Source organism: Halopseudomonas sp. (genome assembly GCF_047631575.1).
GTDB lineage: Bacteria > Pseudomonadota > Gammaproteobacteria > Pseudomonadales > Pseudomonadaceae > Halopseudomonas.
Map to the genome: position 1 here is coordinate 208451 of NZ_JBLIAB010000001.1, position 18165 is coordinate 226615.

Sequence of the window (18165 nt, forward strand, 5' to 3'; positions counted from 1 at the left end):
GATCAGGTGGTGGGCGGCATGGGAAAACTCATGACATTGCCGCCGCCTTTAGCTTCACTGATCCGTGCCTGACCAATACGTTCTACTTCGTCGATACGCACGATCGATTGCAGCGGTATGAAACTGCGGGCCACACCCTCAAACTGAGTCTTTAACTTTTCTTCCGCTGGATCGACCAGCATTTGCGAACGCTCTCCGAATAACAATTCCTCGACTTCCAGGAAGCCCCAAAGATCGCTTTGGAAGATGTTGCGTGCATACAGCTCGAAGACCTGCCCCTGATTGAGGAAAATCACGCGAAATATCGGTTGTTTGTCTTTGCTCATAGCTGAACTGTAAAAACCTGTGGCAAGCGAGCCGTATCGGTACGTGCGGCAGGCGCGGATGATACCACAGCGCAGGACATCGACTCGCTCATCAGTGTATAATTTCGCTTTTGACGAGGCTACGCACAGCACATCCCATGGCCAAGAAACTCTTTATTCAGACCCACGGTTGCCAAATGAACGAGTATGACAGCTCGCGCATGGCTGACCTGCTCGGCGAAAATCAGGCGATGGAAATGACCGATCGCCCCGATGAAGCCGACATTATCCTGCTCAATACCTGCTCAATTCGCGAAAAAGCCCAGGAAAAGGTTTTTTCCGAGCTGGGCCGGTGGCGGCCACTCAAGGAAAAGAACCCAAATCTGATTATCGGGGTGGGTGGCTGCGTAGCCAGCCAGGAGGGCGCCGCTATTCGTGATCGGGCACCCTATGTGGACGTAGTTTTTGGCCCCCAGACCTTGCATCGATTACCCGAGATGATCAATGCCGTGCGAACCACTCATAAGCCTCAGGTGGATGTCTCGTTTCCGGAAATTGAAAAATTCGATCGCCTGCCTGAGCCCCGAGTGGACGGTCCAACCGCGTTCGTATCGATCATGGAAGGCTGCAGCAAGTACTGCAGCTTTTGCGTCGTTCCCTATACGCGGGGCGAAGAAGTCAGTAGGCCTTTTGATGACGTGCTGGCCGAATGCATTCACCTGGCCGAGAACGGCGTGCGCGAAATCACACTGCTGGGACAGAACGTCAATGGCTATCGAGGTCCGACCCACGACGGCACCATTGCCGACCTAGCGGATATGATCCGGGTGATTGCCGAGATCGAAGGTATCGATCGCATCCGCTATACCACCTCGCATCCGCTGGAGTTCTCCGACAGCCTGATACGCGCCCATGCCGAGGTGCCGGAGCTGGTTAAATACCTTCACCTGCCGGTACAGTCCGGTTCCGATCGCGTGCTGGCGGGCATGAAGCGCAACCATACCGCGCTGGAATATAAATCCCGGGTGCGCAAGTTGCGCGCAGCAGTACCGGACATGATTCTCAGCTCGGACTTCATCATCGGCTTTCCCGGGGAAACCGAGAAGGACTTCGAACAGACGATGAAACTGGTAGAGGATGTCGGTTTCGACTTCTCCTACTCCTTCATCTACAGCGCCAGACCGGGCACTCCAGCCTCCGACCTGCCAGATACAACGCCAACCGAGGTCAAAAAGCAACGTCTGCAGATCCTGCAGAATCGGCTGAACCAACAGGGCTTCGAGAATAGTCGCCGCATGGTTGGAAGTGTGCAACGCATCCTGGTCAGCGACTACTCGAAGAAGGACCCGGGAATGCTGCAGGGCCGTACCGAGCACAACCGCATCGTCAACTTCCGTTGCGACAATCCGCGTCTGATCGGACAATTTGTCGATGTAGTGATAGACGAGGCGCTCCCGCACTCTCTGCGCGGCACCCTCGTGGCCGAGACTGTGCACTGAACGCTCCCATTAAGCCTCTCCTGTGCGCGCACGTCCTGTGTGCGCACCTAGCTGATCACGGCATCTTTGCATCGCGCCTGCAGCGCGCTATGCTGTCGAATCCGAATTCTCACGAGGTTACTGGCAGATCATTTTGAACGCTCCCCTGCACATTCATCATTTCAGCATCGAACCGGTTGATCCCCGCCGCCTGGCCATCTTATGCGGGCAATTCGATGAACATCTCCTGCTTATAGAGCAGCGTCTTGGCATCGAAGTGCGCAACCGCGGCAATCAGTTCGAGCTGATCGGCGTTGCAGAACTTGCTCGCTCTGCCGAAGCGGTGCTGCGACAGCTTTACCGAGAAACCCGTGATAACGCTGAGCTGACCCCGGACACCGTCCACCTGTTCCTTCAGGAATCGGGACTGGAAAGCCTCAGCGACACTTTGCACAGCAATGCCGGTGGCCCGGTCGTGCTGCGCACACGGCGCATGGCGATTCAGCCACGGGGACCCAACCAGCAGAATTACGTGCGGTCGATTCAGGAATACGATATCAATTTCGGTATCGGTCCGGCTGGCACCGGCAAGACCTATCTGGCAGTTGCTTGCGCAGTCGACGCCCTGGAGCGCGAGCAGGTTCGCCGGATCATGCTGGTCCGCCCGGCTGTAGAGGCTGGTGAAAAACTGGGCTTTCTGCCTGGTGACCTGGCTCAGAAAATCGATCCCTATCTGCGCCCTCTGTATGACGCGCTCTACGAGATGATCGGCTTCGAAAACGTTGCTAAATTGATCGAAAAACAGGTTATTGAGGTCGCTCCGCTGGCGTACATGCGCGGACGCACCTTAAATAACAGCTTCATTATTCTGGATGAAAGCCAGAACACCACGCTGGAACAGATGAAAATGTTCCTGACGCGCATCGGTTTCGGCTCTACTGCGGTCATAACCGGGGACGTCACTCAGGTCGACCTGCCGCGCGGCACAAAATCCGGACTGGCCCATGTAACTGAAGTATTAAAGGACGTCAAAGGTATTGGCTTCACCCATTTCAAGTCAAAGGATGTAGTGCGTCACCCACTGGTCCAACGCATTGTCGAAGCGTACGACCGCTTTGAGCTCCGAGAAGAAGGCGAGCGCAAGGAGCGCACTCATGAGTCCTGATCCTGCAAATCCCAACCCGGCTGCCCTTGAACTCGACATCCAGCGTGCGTCTGCCAGCTCCGGACTGCCCGATGACGACAGTTTCAGGCGCTGGGCCGAACTGGCATTGCAGGATCGCCCCGGACATGAATTGACTATCCGCGTGGTAGACGAAGAAGAAAGCCAGAGCCTGAATCGTGACTACCGGCACAAGGATTATCCTACCAATGTGCTGTCGTTTCCGGCTGATCTTCCCCCCGAACTAAACATACCTTTATTGGGTGACCTGGTGATCTGTGCGCCGGTGGTCGAACGCGAAGCACTGGAACAGCATAAAACGTCGCAGGCGCACTGGGCACACATGGTGATCCACGGATGCCTACACCTGACCGGTTACGATCATCTGGATGATGCCGAAGCCGAAGAAATGGAGTCGCTTGAGCGTCAGTTACTGGCACAACTGGGGATCGCCGATCCCTACGAGAGCGATTCCCTGCCAGTCGACTCCACCCGTCTTACCCCTTAACGCAACGAGTAGAAAGGAACCATGAGCGAAGATCGATCTACCAATGGACACAAGACCTGGCTGGACAAACTGGTCCAGGCTTTTGTCCATGAACCCAAGAACCGCCAGGAACTCTTGGAGTTATTGCGCGAAGCGCATGCCAACGAAGTACTGGATATCGAAGCTCTATCGATTATCGAGGGCGCACTGCAGGTCTCCGATATGCAAGTGCGCGATATCATGATCCCCCGCTCGCAAATGATCACAATCAGATCAAGCCAGGCCCCACGAGAGTTCCTGCCCGAGGTTATTGAAGCTGCGCACTCGCGTTTTCCAGTCACAGGTGAAAGTCTGGATGACGTTCTGGGTATTCTTTTGGCCAAGGATCTGTTGCCGCTGCTGCTAGAGGACAATACCGATCGGTTTAACATCAAGGAAATCCTCCGCCCAGCCACCTGCGTACCCGAATCCAAGCGCCTCAATGTGCTGCTCAAGGAGTTTCGTGCCACGCGCAATCACATGGCGATCGTAATTGATGAATACGGCGGCGTCTCTGGCCTGGTGACCATTGAGGACGTGCTCGAACAGATCGTCGGCGATATCGAGGATGAGCACGATATTGATGAGGACAGCCAGATTAAGCCACTGCACAGCGGCGACTTCCTGGTCAAGGGGCTTACCCCCATCGAGGACTTCAATGAACATTTCGGCACCGAGTTTCCCGATGAGGAGTTCGATACCGTGGGTGGCTTGGTAATGAATGCGTTTGGCCACCTCCCGCGGCGCAACGAGGTAGTCGAGCTGGATGGTTTCCGCGTCCGGGTGCTCAATGCCGACAGCCGCAGAGTCCACCTGCTGCGGGTCACTCTAGTCGAGTCCTGAGAAACCCATGCCCTTGCTGAACACCCTCTTTTACTGGCTTCGTGCGCCTGGCTGGCGAGGCAATTTGGTGGCTTTGCTTGCGGGCGGCTTGAGCACGCTGGCACTCAGCCCTTTCGGTATCTGGCCTCTCGGCCTGCTTTCTGTGGGTCTTCTGTATCAAGGGCTCAAACAGCCAACCGGAGCCCAGGCAGCACTGCGCGGCTGGCTCTGGGGGCTTGGACTCTTTGCCAGCGGCGTGTCATGGGTCTATATCAGTATCCATACACACGGCTCGGCCTCCCCCGGTCTCGCGGGACTCCTGACCGCCTGCTTCGTCGCCGGGCTGGCGCTGATCATTGCATTGATGGCCTGGCTGTGGGCCGGCTGGCTTCGGCCCAGTGCTGACATCTGGATAAGCTGCGTCGGCTTTGCGGCACTCTGGGTCGCCCAGGAAGTGTTCCGTGGCTGGTTCCTGACCGGATTTCCCTGGCTATACCATGGCTACTCATATACCGATACCTGGTTAGCTGGCTGGGCACCCATAGGCGGCGTATGGCTAGTCGGTTTTACCAGCGTGTTCACCGCCTGTCTGCTCAGCGAGCTTTTCCTTTGGCGTCATCGGCGTCCCGCTGCAGTCGGAGTAGCCTTGCTGCTGGCTATATGGCTTGGTGGCAAGGCCCTGACGGGCGTAGAGTGGACAAATCCCACTGGATCACCCCTGTCGGTAGCGCTGATTCAGGCGGATATTGCCCAGTCGCGCAAGTGGGACCCGGATCATATCAACCAAACATTGACCCTCTACCGCGATCTCAGCGTCGCTCAGGGGCCAGTCGACCTGATTGTCTGGCCGGAAACCGCTGTTCCGGTACTGCAGAGCCAGGCCCGCGCCTTCACTGATGGCATGGCCGCGCGCCTCGCCAAACAAGGTACAGCGCTGATCACGGGCATCCCCGTGGATACCTACAAAGACGGCGAACTGCATATCTACAATGCGATCACGGTTGCCGGGGAGGAAGGCCAGCAGTATCTAAAGCACAAACTCGTGCCCTTTGGTGAGTACGTGCCCCTGCAGGATCTGCTCCGCGGCCTGATTGCCTTTTTTGACCTACCGATGTCGAGCTTTTCACGTGGGCCTTCGGATCAGCCGCCCTTGGAAGCGGCAGGCTACAGGCTCGCACCTCTCATCTGCTATGAAGCGGTCTACCCTGATTTTGCCGCCCGTATGGCCGCACAAAGCGAACTACTTATCACCATCAGCAACGACAGCTGGTTCGGTCATTCTATCGGCCCTCTGCAGCATTTACAGATGGCCCGTATGCGAGCGATTGAAAGTGACCGCTGGATGATCCGCAGCACCAATAATGGCGTCACTGCATTGATCGATAATCGCGGCCGGATCTCCCAACGCATTGCGCAATTCGAGCAGGCCGTGCTCAGGGGTCAAGTACAACCTCGCACTGGTCTAACGCCCTATTTGCGTTGGCGTAACTGGCCTCTGGCTTTAGTGGTGATGGCCTGTCTCATAGCCTGCGTTGTAAAACGTCGCAGAACCGGCGGGCGCCACCACAGCACTGGAGCCGCGGGGTAATGACATACTGGTTTCCAGAGCCTGAAGAATGCGCCAGAGAAGACGCTGGTCTTCCTGGGTCAGTCCGCTGAGCTCCAGTTCGGTCAATGCCGGTGGAATTCCCTCCATCCATTGGCGCGTGCACGCTACATCCATTGCCTGATCCAGACGGCGTAACAGCCGTCCGTAGGAGGAATCCCGGCTCCGGTCTTGCGATTCGGGTACCGTCCCGTTCATGAAAGACATCTCCTCTGGTGTTGGACAAACAGCGCTTTAACGCTGGCCTGATACCCTGAGCATAGTTGTCTTCACGGATGATGCGTTCCTCCAGCGACGAATGGCATGGGCTACCTGCACGCTGTCCGGTGGTGTATCCTGCGCTATCAATTTATGCAGTTACTCGGCCAGTGCCGAGCGAAGGCGCAGAGGCGCCCTCGGCAAAGCGTCCCGTTCGCGCTGCATAATTATCCGATAGCCAGACGAGTCCAGACAGCCCACACCATGCAAGAACAGTATTCTCCCCGCGACATAGAAAGCACAGCCCGTACCGAATGGGATAGCAGCGAAGTATTCAAGGTCTCCGAGACACCGGACCAGGACACTTTCTACTGCCTGTCAATGTTCCCGTATCCCAGCGGCAAGTTGCACATGGGTCACGTGCGCAACTACACCATCGGCGACGTCATCAGCCGCTATCAGCGCATGCAGGGCAAAAACGTTCTGCAGCCAATGGGTTGGGATGCGTTCGGAATGCCGGCAGAAAATGCCGCGATGAACAACAATGTCGCGCCGGCCAAGTGGACCTACGACAATATCGATTACATGCGAACCCAGCTAAAGAGTCTGGGGCTGGCAATGGACTGGTCTCGCGAGTTTGCCACCTGTACGCCCCAGTACTACCGTTGGGAGCAGTGGCTGTTTACCCGATTGTTCGAAAAGGGCGTGATCTACCGCAAGAATGGCAGTGTCAACTGGGACCCCGTCGATCAAACCGTACTCGCCAACGAACAGGTGATCGATGGCAAGGGCTGGCGCAGCGGCGCGGTAATCGAGAAGCGCGACATACCGATGTATTATTTCCGCATTACCGACTACGCCGAAGAATTGCTCAGCTCACTCGACGACCTGCCTGGCTGGCCAGAGCAGGTCAAGACCATGCAGCGTAACTGGATCGGCAAGTCTGTTGGTATGGAAGTTCACTTCCCCTATAACCAGTCGAGCATCGGTGAGCCGGGTAAACTCAAGGTATTCACCACCCGTCCCGATACCCTCATGGGCGTTACCTACATGGCGGTCGCCGCTGAGCACCCTCTCGCCACTATCGCCGCCCAGGGCAACGCGCCGCTAAAAAGCTTCATCGACGAGTGCAAGCGTGGTGGCGTGGCTGAGGCCGACATCGCCACACAGGAAAAGAAAGGGATGGCCACCAGCCTGCTGGTCGAGCACCCTCTGACCGGTGAAAAGTTGCCGGTATGGGTCGCCAACTATGTACTGATGACCTATGGTGAAGGCGCGGTAATGGCCGTTCCAGCTCACGACGAACGGGATTTCCACTTTGCCACCCAGTACGGATTACCAATCAAGCCTGTCGTACGCACCAGTGCCGGCGACACCACGCCAGCGCCTTGGCAGGACGCCTACGGTGAAAAGGGTGAACTGATCAACTCCGAGGAGTTCGACGGACTTGACTTCGTCAGCGCACTGACGGCCATTGGTGACGTTCTTGCCCAGAACGATCTTGGCGCAGCTCGCACTCAATACCGTTTACGTGACTGGGGCATCAGTCGACAACGCTTCTGGGGTTGCCCGATTCCAATCATTCATTGTGACCAATGTGGCGACGTGTCTGTCCCGGAAGATCAATTGCCCGTGATATTGCCCGAAGATGTGGTCCCAGACGGCAATGGCAGTCCCCTTGCCAGGATGCCCGCATTCTACGAATGCACCTGCCCCAGTTGCGGTGCGCCGGCCAAACGTGAAACCGATACCATGGATACCTTCGTCGAAAGCTCCTGGTATTTTGCCCGCTACGCCTCACCGCACTTCGACCAGGGCATGGTTGATCCCACTGCCGCCAACTACTGGCTGCCGGTCGATCAATACATTGGCGGCATCGAACATGCCATTTTGCACCTGCTCTACGCTCGTTTTTTCCACAAACTGATGCGTGATGAGGGATTACTCGACTCCAACGAGCCATTCAAGAACCTGCTTACCCAGGGCATGGTAATCGCCGACACCTATTATCGTCTGGCAGAAAACGGCTCCAAGATTTGGTTCAACCCGGCTGATGTGCAGGTCGAGCGTGACGTCAAAGGCAAGATCATTGCAGCCCGCTTGGCCAGCGACGGCCAGTCAGTCGAGATCGGCGGCGTTGAAAAAATGTCGAAATCGAAGAATAACGGTGTCGATCCTCAGTCCATGATCGATCAGTACGGTGCGGATACCTGCCGTCTGTTCATGATGTTTGCCTCACCTCCGGACATGAGTTTGGAATGGTCGGATGCGGGAGTAGAAGGAGCGCATCGCTTCCTGCGCCGGGTCTGGCGTCTGGGGCATCAGCATGTAGCTGCCGGCCCGACCGGCACCCTGGAAAAATCCCGCCTGGGTGACGATCAAAAAGCGGTACGCCGGGCGATCCACCTAGCTATACGCCAGGCGAGTCAGGATATCGGTCAGAATCACAAGTTCAACACCGCTATTGCCGCAATCATGACGTTGATGAATGTGTTGGAAAAAGCGCCTCAAGCAAGCAAGCAGGATCGAGCCCTGTTACAGGAAGGGTTGGAAGCGGTCGTGCTACTCCTTGCTCCGATTACGCCCCACATCAGTCATGCTCTTTGGCAAGCACTCGGACACGACGAGATGGCAGTAAAAGCGCAATGGCCGGTACTGGACGAATCAGCTCTGATACAGGACACCCTGCAACTGGTCATACAAGTCAATGGCAAGTTACGTGGCCATATCGAAGTCGCCGCCGAAGCCACGCGAGATCACGTCGAAGAGGTCGCACGCGCGAACGAGAACGTACACCGTTTTACCGAGGGCCTGACTATCCGCAAGGTAATCGTGGTGCCCGGCAAACTGGTCAATATTGTCGCTAACTGACATGCAACGGAGAGACACGATGTTACCCAATAATCCCCGCCAGTTTATCGGCTGCCTCATGGTCGGTTTCAGTCTAGTGCTCAGCGGCTGTGGTTTTCACTTACGTGGCACCGGAGTAGACAATGTCGAACTTGACGAACTACAACTCAGTGCACGCAACAGTTACGGTCAGCTATACCGTGATATCCGTCAGGCACTGATAGTTGACGGGGTCGAGATCACCGATACGGCGCCCTTCCAGCTCCAGCTTCTCGACGAAAAGGAAAACAAGACCGCAGTGACTTACACCAGTAGGGCAACCCCGGCCGAGTTCGAGCTCGAGACCAGCCTGACCTTCCAAATAAGTGATAACAGTGACCGCCGATTGGTGGGGCCCGTCACGCTCACAACCCAGCGTATATTCGTCAATGACGCAGACAATCTGACGGGCACCAGCGAAGAAGAAGAGTTATTGCGCAAAGAAATGCATGAGGATCTGACCCGTCAGCTTTTGTTCCGGTTGTCCAGCCTTAGTGAGAGCGAACTATCAGCGCGCGGGCAGGCACTGGATCGCCAGAATCCCTGAGGCCGCATGAAACTCAATGCTGCCCAGCTGACCCGCCAGCTCAAGGATACTCTTGCCCCCGTCTATGTAATCAGTGGCGATGAACCCCTTCTGGGCGGCGAAGCCGCAGATCAGATTCGGGCTGCATGTCGCCTCGATGGAAGTGAAGAACGATTGGTTTTTCATGTCGACCGGTCTTTCGACTGGGGACAGTTGCACGACACCAGTCATAGTCTTTCGCTTTTCGCGCAAAAACGTCTAGTCGAGCTAAGAGTTCCCGGGGGCAAACCTGGGGACGAGGGTGCTAAGGCGATCATCGCCTGGCTGGACAGCCCGCCCCCCGACACCACACTGTTGGTCAGCCTGCCAAAGCTTGACGGCAGTACGCAGCGCACAAAATGGGCCAAGGCCCTAACTGAACACACCAATAGCCGTTTTATTCAGATATGGCCGGTAGATGCTCAACAGTTGCCGGGCTGGATGCGCGAACGCCTCGCTGCGGTGGGCATCACACCCAGCGCAGACGCCCTTGATTTGTTAAGTACCCGGGTGGAAGGCAACCTTCTCGCAGCAGCTCAGGAAATTCAGAAACTCACACTCCACTGTGACGCCGGCCAGCTCGATCTGCAAACGGTACAACGCGTGGTTGCCGACAGCGCCCGTTTCGATGTGTTTTCCCTGGTCGACACTATGCTGATGGGTCAGGCAGAGCAGGCACTGCGAATACTCCAAGGACTGCGGGGCGAAGGGGTCGAGGCCCCCGTTGTACTTTGGGCTCTAGCACGAGAAATTCGCAGCCTGGCCAGCATGGCCCATGACCTGCAACAACATATACCGCTAGAAAGGGTGTTCGCTAGTCAGCGCCCTCCCGTATGGGACAAACGCAAGTCGGTACTCGGCCAGGCTCTGCAACGCCATCCAAAACCGGCCTGGGATGCATGGCTACAGGCCGCTCAGCGGGTGGACGAGCAGATAAAGGGCCAGCGTCCCGGCTCGCCATGGGACGGTCTTGCTGCCATAGTACTAGTTGTCGCGGGCATCCGCTTGCCGCTACTGGCAACAACCGCTCACTGATTCAGGCGCAGCCCACAATCACGTTGCTTAAACGTCTTTTGCTGTTTCTGCAGGAAAATCCTTCCCTGGCGCTATTCGTCTTACTAGCTACAGCTTCTTCGGGATTAGGCCAGACCTTTCTGACCGGACTCATTGCGTAGTGCCTCACTCGGCCTACGGTGTGCTCTATAGTCTGGCAACGCTGTGCTCTGCGGCCTTGCTACTCAGTTTTGGGTTTCTACTTGACCATTGGTCACTGCGCCGCGTCACCCTTCTGGCTATCAGAATACTCAGTGCTGGCTACCTGATGCTGGGCCTAGGGGAGTACCTATGGGTGCTGGCTTTGGGATTTCTGTTGGTGCGCTTCGGCGGCCAGGCCATGCTGTCCCACATTGGCATGACCACGGCGGATCGTTATTTCAGCCTGCGCCGTGGCAAGGCGGTCGGGTTCGGTGCTGGCGGTTTTCCGCTGTCCGAGCCATTGCTGCCATTTTTAATATCAATGCTGATAGCCTTTGTAGGCTGGCGTGGCAGCTGGATCGGCTCGGCGGTGATTCTGCTCGGCATTCTGCTGCCGCTCATGCTCTGGTTCAGCCGCAATGCCGCGCACCCCAGCGCCAGTGGGCCTAATACTCCGCAAGCAATGGCGGGCTAGACGCCCTGGTTTTTCCTTGGTCTGCTTGGTCTTAGCCAGGGGCTATGAATGCGATACTTGGAGCCCTCTGACCTGAGCGCTATGGCATCCGGCATATAGGCGCCATTCGCTTGGTCATGGTGTTCTCCACCGCGCTTGCGCTGGTCATGCTGGGGTTGCTGGCCGGCGTGGCGCGCTAACCGATGCAACAGATCCGCCGGGCGCTAGTCCATTTCCGGAATCAGCAGCAACCCGGCGTCACCGTGTAGCGTCTCCCAGTCTTCTGCATCGAGAAAACCGAGGACCTGTGGCCGCTGCAACCCGGCGTGCAGATGCAGAAAAATCACCGTTCCATAATCCGGAGTGTCACTGGAAAAGCCCAGCGATTGCTCGAAGCGCGCGATGCAGGTGCTATGCGTAACCAGCACCAGGTTCGTTCCCGGTTGCTTGAAGTGCATTATGTCATTGAGCAACGTGTCATTCTTGCGGCAGTGGTATAGCCAGTCACGATCGCTGCTATAGCCTCCAAACAGGACATCAGCCGTCTGATCGGTACGCGCCAGAGGGCTGTTATAAACCACCGCGCGGCCAAGGCCCAATTGCAGGAAGTCCTCGCCGAGCGCTATTCCGACGCCCACTGATCGGGCCGTAATACCATCCTCGCCATCCAGACAAGGCGCGTCAGAACGGTCACATCGTTCCAGATGGCGGACCAGGACGATGGCAGTGCCCAGCTGCCAACTGTCGCGCACATCGCCTATGGTATCAGGCCTGCCCTCTGACAGGTCGGGCAATTCAGGCGGGTCAAATACCACTACAGCCAGAACAACCGCTGCAATCAGAAGCAAAACAAAGCTTAGCGGGAGGAGGTATCGCTTCACATTCATTTCTACGACCTTTTCATCGGACAACTTGTTGCCCTGGCTCACACATCTCCATTGAGAACATGAGTAGACATCTCAGGTTCTGCCGGCACAACCTATGCAGAGACTGACGGCTGGATCGATCCGCAGTCGGCCCGGAGCAACAGGCTCACCACATGCGTCACAATAACCATAGTCGTCCCCAAGCCAGTGCCCGCTGCAACCGCGCCAGTTATCGCTCGTTAGGTATTCTGGTCGCGTCGAGCATGGCCTGTTGCTGCATCGCATCCATGCGTGCCAATCGGCCAACCCAGACCTGGTCCTGCTCAATCGCCTCGCAGCGCCCGACATCGGATAAAGAACCACCTGCAAGTTGAACAATGTACCACTGCCGCAGCTCGCGTAGCTCGACTCTTAGCGTCTGATTCATGCCACCGGTTACTCAGCGCAGCAATAACACAGGGCGAGAGGTATTCTGCAAGATGGTCGTGGTCGTGCTACCCACAAAAAACTGCCGTATGCGTGAGTGACCATAGGCGCCCATCACCAGCAAGTCGATATCATGCTCTTGCTCATACTCTATAAGCACCTCCTCGACGTCACCCGCTCGGATGCTGGCCTGAACCTGAAAGCCCCCTTTTTCCAGCCGCAGCCTGGCCGCGTTAATCGCTTCCCAGGCATCGTTGGTGTCAGCACCGACCATCACCAGATGAATTGGCAAGCCGACAAACAGCGGGCTATCAGCGAGCATCTCGACACCTTTGCGCGTGGTCGCACTGTTATCGAATGCGAGCATAACGCTGCCCGGTTTGCGGAATTCACCCGCGGTCACCAGTATCGGCCGGTGCGTGGTGCGGATGACGCTTTCCAGATGACTACCCACATGCTGGCCTACGGAATCACCTACCTCACCCTGGCGGCCAATCACCAACAGGCGAATTTCATCCTCAAGCGCATTCAGCGTTTCCACTAGATCGCCATTGCGTTGCCTGCTTAAGGGCTCATCGACACCATCAGCCCGGGCACGCTCGATGGCGGCTTCCAGCATTAGCCGACCCTGCTCGCGCATCAGCTTGCCGCGTTTTTCGTCCAGCTCGGCCAGTTCGGCGAGCAAATGCTCTCGACTGCCAAGTCCAATATTACCCGACAGATCACCACGTGGCTGAGCATGCTGTTGATCCAGCACGTGAATGAACACGAGCGGCGCATCCAGACGCAGGCTGGCCCATGCCGCGTAGTCACATACACCGGACGAAGAGAGAGACCCGTCGATGCAGGCCAATACGGTGTTCCTGGTCATCCGTTTATTCTCCTTGCTGATTTAATGACCCATCAACTGATCAACAGCATCGGGCTTGTCGTGCACCCCGAAACGATCAACAATGGTAGCGCTGGCTTCATTCAAACCGATGATCTCGACCTCGGTCCCTTCGCGGCGGAACTTGATCACTACCTTATCCAGAGCAGCAACGGCAGTGATGTCCCAAAAATGCGCTCGTGACAAATCGATCACCACCTTATCAAGGGCCTCCTTGAAGTCAAAGGCACTAATGAACTTGTCGCTGGAGCTGAAGAAAACTTGGCCTACCACGCTGTAACGACGTTCCATGCCATCGATCATCGCTTCACTGCCTATATGCAGATAATGACCCATCTTGTTGGCGAAGAACATCGCGGCCAACAACACACCAACGAACACTCCATAAGCCAAGTTATGCGTCACAACAACCACGGCGACAGTAGCGACCATGACAACGTTAGTCGACAGCGGATGCTTTCTGAGATTACGCAGAGAATCCCAGCTGAAAGTGCCGATCGATACCATGATCATCACCGCGACCAGCGCAGCCATCGGAATCAAAGAAAGATAATCACCGAGAAACACCACCATCAAAAGTAATAGAACGCCTGCGCAAAAACAGGAAAGCCGTGTGCGGCCGCCTGATTTAATATTGATAATCGACTGCCCTATCATTGCGCAACCGGCCATGCCACCGAGCAGGCCTGCCCCAATATTGGCGATGCCCTGACCCTTGCACTCGCGGTTCTTGTCACTGCCCGTATCGGTAAGGTCGTCGACGATAGTCGCTGTCATCATGGACTCCAGCAAGCCAACCACTGCGAGCGCTGCTGAATAGGGGAAAATGATCATCAGGGTTTCAATATTGAGCGGCACCTGTGGCCATAGGAAGATCGGCAGGGTATCGGGGAGATCCCCCATATCGCCAACAGTGCGAATGTCTAGGCCAAGATAAATAGCCAGTGCGGTCAGCACCAGGATGCATACCAGAGGCGATGGAATTAATTTGCCGACCTTGGGGACGTAGGGGAACAGGTAAATAATCCCCAGACCGCCGGCCGTCATGGCATATACATGCCAGGTAACGTTGGTCAGCTCCGGCAATTGTGCCATGAAGATCAGGATAGCCAACGCGTTAACAAACCCCGTTACCACCGAGCGCGACACGAAGCGCATCAGCGAACCCAGCTTCAGGTAGCCCGCCCCGATCTGCAAAAAACCGCAGAGTATGGTCGCGGCCAACAAATATTCCAGCCCGTGCTCGCGAACGAGGGTCACCATCAACAGAGCCATGGCACCCGTCGCCGCCGAAATCATCCCGGGGCGCCCACCGGTAAAGGCAATAACCACGGCAATACAGAATGACGCGTACAGCCCAACCTTTGGATCCACCCCGGCTATGATCGAGAACGCAATCGCCTCCGGAATAAGGGCTAGGGCTACCACGACACCAGCGAGAATATCGCCACGAATATTGGAGAACCATTCTTGTCTTACTGATTGAATCAGGGTCATACAATTCATCCACTTCAAAAAATGACTACTCGGCACGCCAGGCCATGTTTGCCGAGCTCGCAACAGGAGACAGTCGGCGTATAGCAGGCAGCGGCAAGGCGAAAAGAGCCGGCCGGGTATGACGGGGTTTAATATATATCCAGGCAAGGCCTGAAAATCCAACACGATCCGGATAACTAAAGCCCAGCGCGCGGCTCGGCGAAGCAACTCAGACAAGGACACACAAGCGCAATATTAACTTGTGGATGACAATAGTCATCTGGGGGAATAGAACCTATGGTGGCGTAGCGCCAGTGGAGATGTTCATCGGTATATCCGGTCAGGGGTCCGCTTAAGGCGGAGTACCTTATCACACGGGAATAACTTCGGGCTATCAGCGCAACTCATCCCATTGATCAAACCCACCCATCGACACTTACGTTTCGACCGCTCCGGTGCGGCGCTCGCGCAACAACGCAATCACCGGCGCCACAAAACAGAAAATCACGATAAACGGATCAAGCAGGTAGTCCCAATAGTTAGCCGAGGGCTTCAGATCGACCATAAAGGCTAGAGTAGACAGTGTCAGCATCATCACGCCAAGCGTGTTGCGCATCAGGCAAAACACCACTGTCAGACTAGCCATTACTATTAGGAGTACACGCGGGCTATAACCCCAGCGGTACGTATCAATCATGCCCAGACCCAACGCCGCTGGATAAAGTACGAGTCCCAGCGTGGCGAAACCTAACCACAACGGCCATTTTATCGTGAAGGATATCGGCGGCAGATAACCCAGTTTTATAGAAGCTGCCGCCGCCAGCCAGATAAGCGTAGTTATCGCCAGGTCATCGGTCAGCCCGCGTAATTGACCCGCCAGCGTCAAACCGGTGGACATGGGTATCAACGCGACCAGTAACATACCTAGCAGAACGACCAGCCTGTAAGCCGTTGACAACCTGTCCATGGGAACCAACAAAAAAATAATCAGCGCAAAAGAAAGGACAGCCTGCCAGTTGGCAATAATCATTTCTGCGCTTCCAGCCAGGCTCGATTGAAAGTTACATGTTTGATGAAGCTGTTGTTCCAGGAATAAACCATGTGAAAGTTGCCATTGTCAGATCTGATCATGTAAGGGTATTCGTAATCAAAGTTACACATACCCGCCCGGCAAACACGACCTTCCATCAATAGCATGTACTCGTCCAATAGCACATGCCGCTTCGGTCCGCTGGCCGCCAGAAACTTTTCGCGCATCATCGGCTCGTAAGCCTCTATCGGAATGGGTTCACCTTCAGCATCGGTCGACTCGTCGATAGTGTTAATCAGAGACCACTTGCTGAGGTTGAAACTCGCCTCATCCAGCGTCAGGCGAAACCGCCCGTCGGCCAGATTATTCTGAGCAACCAAAAGTGTATCCCGATGGGAACGTATCGCCGCCAGCGAGGAATTTGGATTCAATGGTTCGATAAAGCGTTCTTCACTCCATGTCTGGCCTGCATCGGTCGTCATCGTGGCCAATACATGGCCTTCTTTCTCGCCGGCATAACGCAACAAGGCGATTGCTCGGCGATCGTCAAGGGGAACGACTGTTGGCTGCAGTGAATTGGTACCATCGGCCATGCGGAACTTATCCACCACGCGACCATTACCATCGAGATAAAGGTATTCAGGAAATTTGCCAAGAAACTCATGGTATACAGGCAGTCCAATGGAGCCATCCTTATGGAAAACCGGAGCACTGCGCACCAGGGTGCTGATATTGATAAACGGCGAGGTGATCAATTGACGGGGCTTAGACCATGTGAAGCCCTGATCTTCGGATACCATTACATTGATTGCACTACCAGCCCAGCCTCCAAGCGACACAGACACATAAAACAACCAGAGGCGATCGTCCGGTGCAAACGCGATCACCGGATTACCTAGTTTACGGATTGGCTTGCCGACAGCGGCGCGGGTCATTTCTCGGGTGGCCAACACTTGCTCATCACCCCATTGGTTGCTCGCGGCGTCAAAGCGGGCAGCACGAATCTGCACATCTGCCGCACCTTCGCGGGAGCCCGCAAACCACACACTGAGCAGATCGCCCCCGGGCAATGCGGCAATAGAAGATGAGTGCACGAAATCATCCAGATCGCTCGACACGAACAGACGTTGCATCACCGGTTCAGCGGCAATTACGCTGCTATCATCCCAGTCTGTAGCCGTGGAAAAACCAGACATCTCGTAAGGCTGATGCTGCCACCACGCCAGCGCAAAGACTAACCCCACCACCCCAATCGCGGGAACGCGGTAGCCGAGAGACCACGAACTAAAAATCATACTGCTCCTATTATTATACGATCCACTTATTATACGACCCTCTGGTCACATCGCCTTTCTTAGGAGGGCAAGTACGTCTTTGTGGCCAGGAAGCCATCGCGCCTTACAAAACGACTCTCGTTATTTACACTACACAGTCATGCTCTGGTGAACACCCAGGTTTGCGCGAGAAGACGGCGCAACCTGAAGCCCTGGTCCTGAATCTGATTCACTAGCTCTACCGTTGCAGCTTCACCGATATTCGGCGTGTGAATCTCGGTCATTATCATACGCAGGGAGGCTGGAAGCCGCGCGGGAAACAAACCGCATTCACCACCCTCGATATCCAGAATCAGCACGCTAGGTTGATATTCAGCAAGCAGCGAAGAGATGCCCTTCGCTCGAACATTTACCACTCGATCGGCGGTGCTCGGCGTCAACGCACTACTCCACCAATATTCATCACAGACTCCCAGTGCAATATGATCGCCGGCGAAATTGTCCGGAACCACAGCCGCCTCAACCAGCCGCACGTGCTGACTATTCACCGCGAAGGTCTGACGAATCTGCTCATACATTAGTTGATTGGGCTCTACTACTACAACGGGCCGGTTTGATCGTATTGCAGCAAATGATCCGGTAACACCTGCGCCGGCGCCGCACTCCATAACAAGGTCAGCGGGTTCGATCATTTCCTCGATCAGCTGGAGATCGGCCTGCTCATAATCACCAATAGCAAAGTAATAAGCCATACGGGCACTGAAACCGGATTCAACCGGCAAAACCAGCGGGTAAAATGGGTGCGTGAGAAGAGCCTGACCTTGCAGTGCATCTAACCATGTCTGATAACGATGAATCTGGGAGTGATCACCAGACTCTTCCTGCGGCCATTGATTCAATCCCCTGGCGCGCACTTTTATTTGCCTGCTCTCGATCGTGCTCTGTTCAAGTCCTGGGGTCGACATCGACTGGTCCTTGATGTGGTCAATCATCGAATAATAGCAC

19 protein-coding genes are annotated in these 18165 nt (G+C 55.6%); 9 read left to right on the top strand and 10 right to left on the bottom strand.

Translation table 11 applies throughout. From position 1 onward, the window contains the following. Positions 1 to 2: 2 nt before the first annotated feature. On the bottom strand, positions 3 to 326 hold the full coding sequence (locus ACJAXR_RS01065; protein ID WP_415056403.1) for a DUF1820 family protein: 324 nt from the start codon (positions 324 to 326) through the stop codon (positions 3 to 5). Between the two features lie 137 nt (positions 327 to 463). Between ACJAXR_RS01065 and miaB the strand changes: the two genes are divergently transcribed. The 5 genes from miaB to lnt all read left to right on the top strand — a co-directional run bounded on the left by miaB (position 464) and on the right by lnt (position 5881). Then, positions 464 to 1804 carry a tRNA (N6-isopentenyl adenosine(37)-C2)-methylthiotransferase MiaB gene (gene miaB, locus ACJAXR_RS01070; RefSeq protein WP_415056404.1) on the top strand — a complete coding sequence of 447 codons (1341 nt, stop codon included), beginning with the start codon at positions 464 to 466 and terminating at the stop codon, positions 1802 to 1804. Between the two features lie 133 nt (positions 1805 to 1937). Then, positions 1938 to 2948, top strand: coding sequence for a PhoH family protein (locus tag ACJAXR_RS01075; RefSeq protein WP_415056405.1), 1011 nt, complete (start codon positions 1938 to 1940; stop codon positions 2946 to 2948). Beyond that, positions 2938 to 3453, top strand: coding sequence for an rRNA maturation RNase YbeY (gene ybeY, locus ACJAXR_RS01080; protein ID WP_415056406.1), 516 nt, complete (start codon positions 2938 to 2940; stop codon positions 3451 to 3453). Before ACJAXR_RS01075 ends, ybeY begins: the two co-directional genes overlap by 11 nt. Before the next feature lie 21 nt (positions 3454 to 3474). Continuing rightward, complete coding sequence (locus ACJAXR_RS01085; protein ID WP_415056407.1) at positions 3475 to 4314, top strand: HlyC/CorC family transporter; 840 nt, start codon at positions 3475 to 3477, stop codon at positions 4312 to 4314. Between the two features lie 7 nt (positions 4315 to 4321). Next, entirely contained in the window at positions 4322 to 5881 is a 1560-nt protein-coding gene (gene lnt / locus ACJAXR_RS01090; RefSeq protein ID WP_415056408.1) for an apolipoprotein N-acyltransferase, read from the top strand. On the opposite strand, the gene ACJAXR_RS01095 is transcribed toward lnt, so the two are convergent. Next, on the bottom strand, positions 5795 to 6097 hold the full coding sequence (locus ACJAXR_RS01095) for a hypothetical protein (RefSeq protein WP_415056409.1): 303 nt from the start codon (positions 6095 to 6097) through the stop codon (positions 5795 to 5797). The two genes, lnt and ACJAXR_RS01095, sit on opposite strands and share 87 nt — an antisense overlap. Before the next feature lie 264 nt (positions 6098 to 6361). Here ACJAXR_RS01095 and leuS point away from each other — a divergent pair, with 264 nt between their 5' ends. The 4 genes from leuS to ACJAXR_RS01115 all read left to right on the top strand — a co-directional run bounded on the left by leuS (position 6362) and on the right by ACJAXR_RS01115 (position 11220). Then, positions 6362 to 8968 carry a leucine--tRNA ligase gene (gene leuS, locus ACJAXR_RS01100; protein WP_415056410.1) on the top strand — a complete coding sequence of 869 codons (2607 nt, stop codon included), beginning with the start codon at positions 6362 to 6364 and terminating at the stop codon, positions 8966 to 8968. A gap of 19 nt (positions 8969 to 8987) precedes the next feature. Beyond that, positions 8988 to 9533 carry an LPS assembly lipoprotein LptE gene (gene lptE, locus ACJAXR_RS01105; RefSeq protein WP_415056411.1) on the top strand — a complete coding sequence of 182 codons (546 nt, stop codon included), beginning with the start codon at positions 8988 to 8990 and terminating at the stop codon, positions 9531 to 9533. Positions 9534 to 9539: 6 nt separating this feature from the next. Continuing rightward, on the top strand, positions 9540 to 10586 hold the full coding sequence (holA, locus tag ACJAXR_RS01110; RefSeq protein ID WP_415056412.1) for a DNA polymerase III subunit delta: 1047 nt from the start codon (positions 9540 to 9542) through the stop codon (positions 10584 to 10586). A 103-nt stretch (positions 10587 to 10689) separates the two neighbouring features. Continuing rightward, entirely contained in the window at positions 10690 to 11220 is a 531-nt protein-coding gene (locus ACJAXR_RS01115) for an MFS transporter (RefSeq protein ID WP_415056948.1), read from the top strand. Between the two features lie 203 nt (positions 11221 to 11423). On the opposite strand, the gene ACJAXR_RS01120 is transcribed toward ACJAXR_RS01115, so the two are convergent. The 8 genes from ACJAXR_RS01120 to ACJAXR_RS01155 form a co-directional block, all read right to left on the bottom strand. Further along, positions 11424 to 12128 carry a histidine phosphatase family protein gene (locus ACJAXR_RS01120; RefSeq protein ID WP_415056413.1) on the bottom strand — a complete coding sequence of 235 codons (705 nt, stop codon included), beginning with the start codon at positions 12126 to 12128 and terminating at the stop codon, positions 11424 to 11426. 30 nt (positions 12129 to 12158) lie between these two features. Further along, the gene (locus ACJAXR_RS01125; RefSeq protein WP_415056414.1) at positions 12159 to 12350 is read right to left on the bottom strand and encodes a TraR/DksA family transcriptional regulator; all 192 of its coding nucleotides are present in this window, start codon (positions 12348 to 12350) and stop codon (positions 12159 to 12161) included. Next, the gene (locus ACJAXR_RS01130; RefSeq protein WP_415056987.1) at positions 12295 to 12492 is read right to left on the bottom strand and encodes a hypothetical protein; all 198 of its coding nucleotides are present in this window, start codon (positions 12490 to 12492) and stop codon (positions 12295 to 12297) included. The genes ACJAXR_RS01125 and ACJAXR_RS01130 overlap by 56 nt, the downstream gene beginning before the upstream one ends. 12 nt (positions 12493 to 12504) lie before the next feature. Next, complete coding sequence (locus tag ACJAXR_RS01135) at positions 12505 to 13362, bottom strand: universal stress protein (protein ID WP_415056415.1); 858 nt, start codon at positions 13360 to 13362, stop codon at positions 12505 to 12507. 21 nt (positions 13363 to 13383) lie between these two features. Continuing rightward, entirely contained in the window at positions 13384 to 14877 is a 1494-nt protein-coding gene (locus ACJAXR_RS01140; RefSeq protein ID WP_415056416.1) for a SulP family inorganic anion transporter, read from the bottom strand. Between the two features lie 415 nt (positions 14878 to 15292). After that, complete coding sequence (locus ACJAXR_RS01145) at positions 15293 to 15886, bottom strand: hypothetical protein (RefSeq protein ID WP_415056417.1); 594 nt, start codon at positions 15884 to 15886, stop codon at positions 15293 to 15295. After that, positions 15883 to 17181, bottom strand: coding sequence for a sialidase family protein (locus ACJAXR_RS01150; RefSeq protein WP_415056418.1), 1299 nt, complete (start codon positions 17179 to 17181; stop codon positions 15883 to 15885). Before ACJAXR_RS01150 ends, ACJAXR_RS01145 begins: the two co-directional genes overlap by 4 nt. A 137-nt stretch (positions 17182 to 17318) precedes the next feature. Then, a complete protein-coding gene (locus ACJAXR_RS01155) occupies positions 17319 to 18125 on the bottom strand; it encodes an FkbM family methyltransferase (RefSeq protein ID WP_415056419.1) in 807 nt (268 codons plus the stop codon). Between the last annotated feature and the right edge of the window lie 40 nt (positions 18126 to 18165).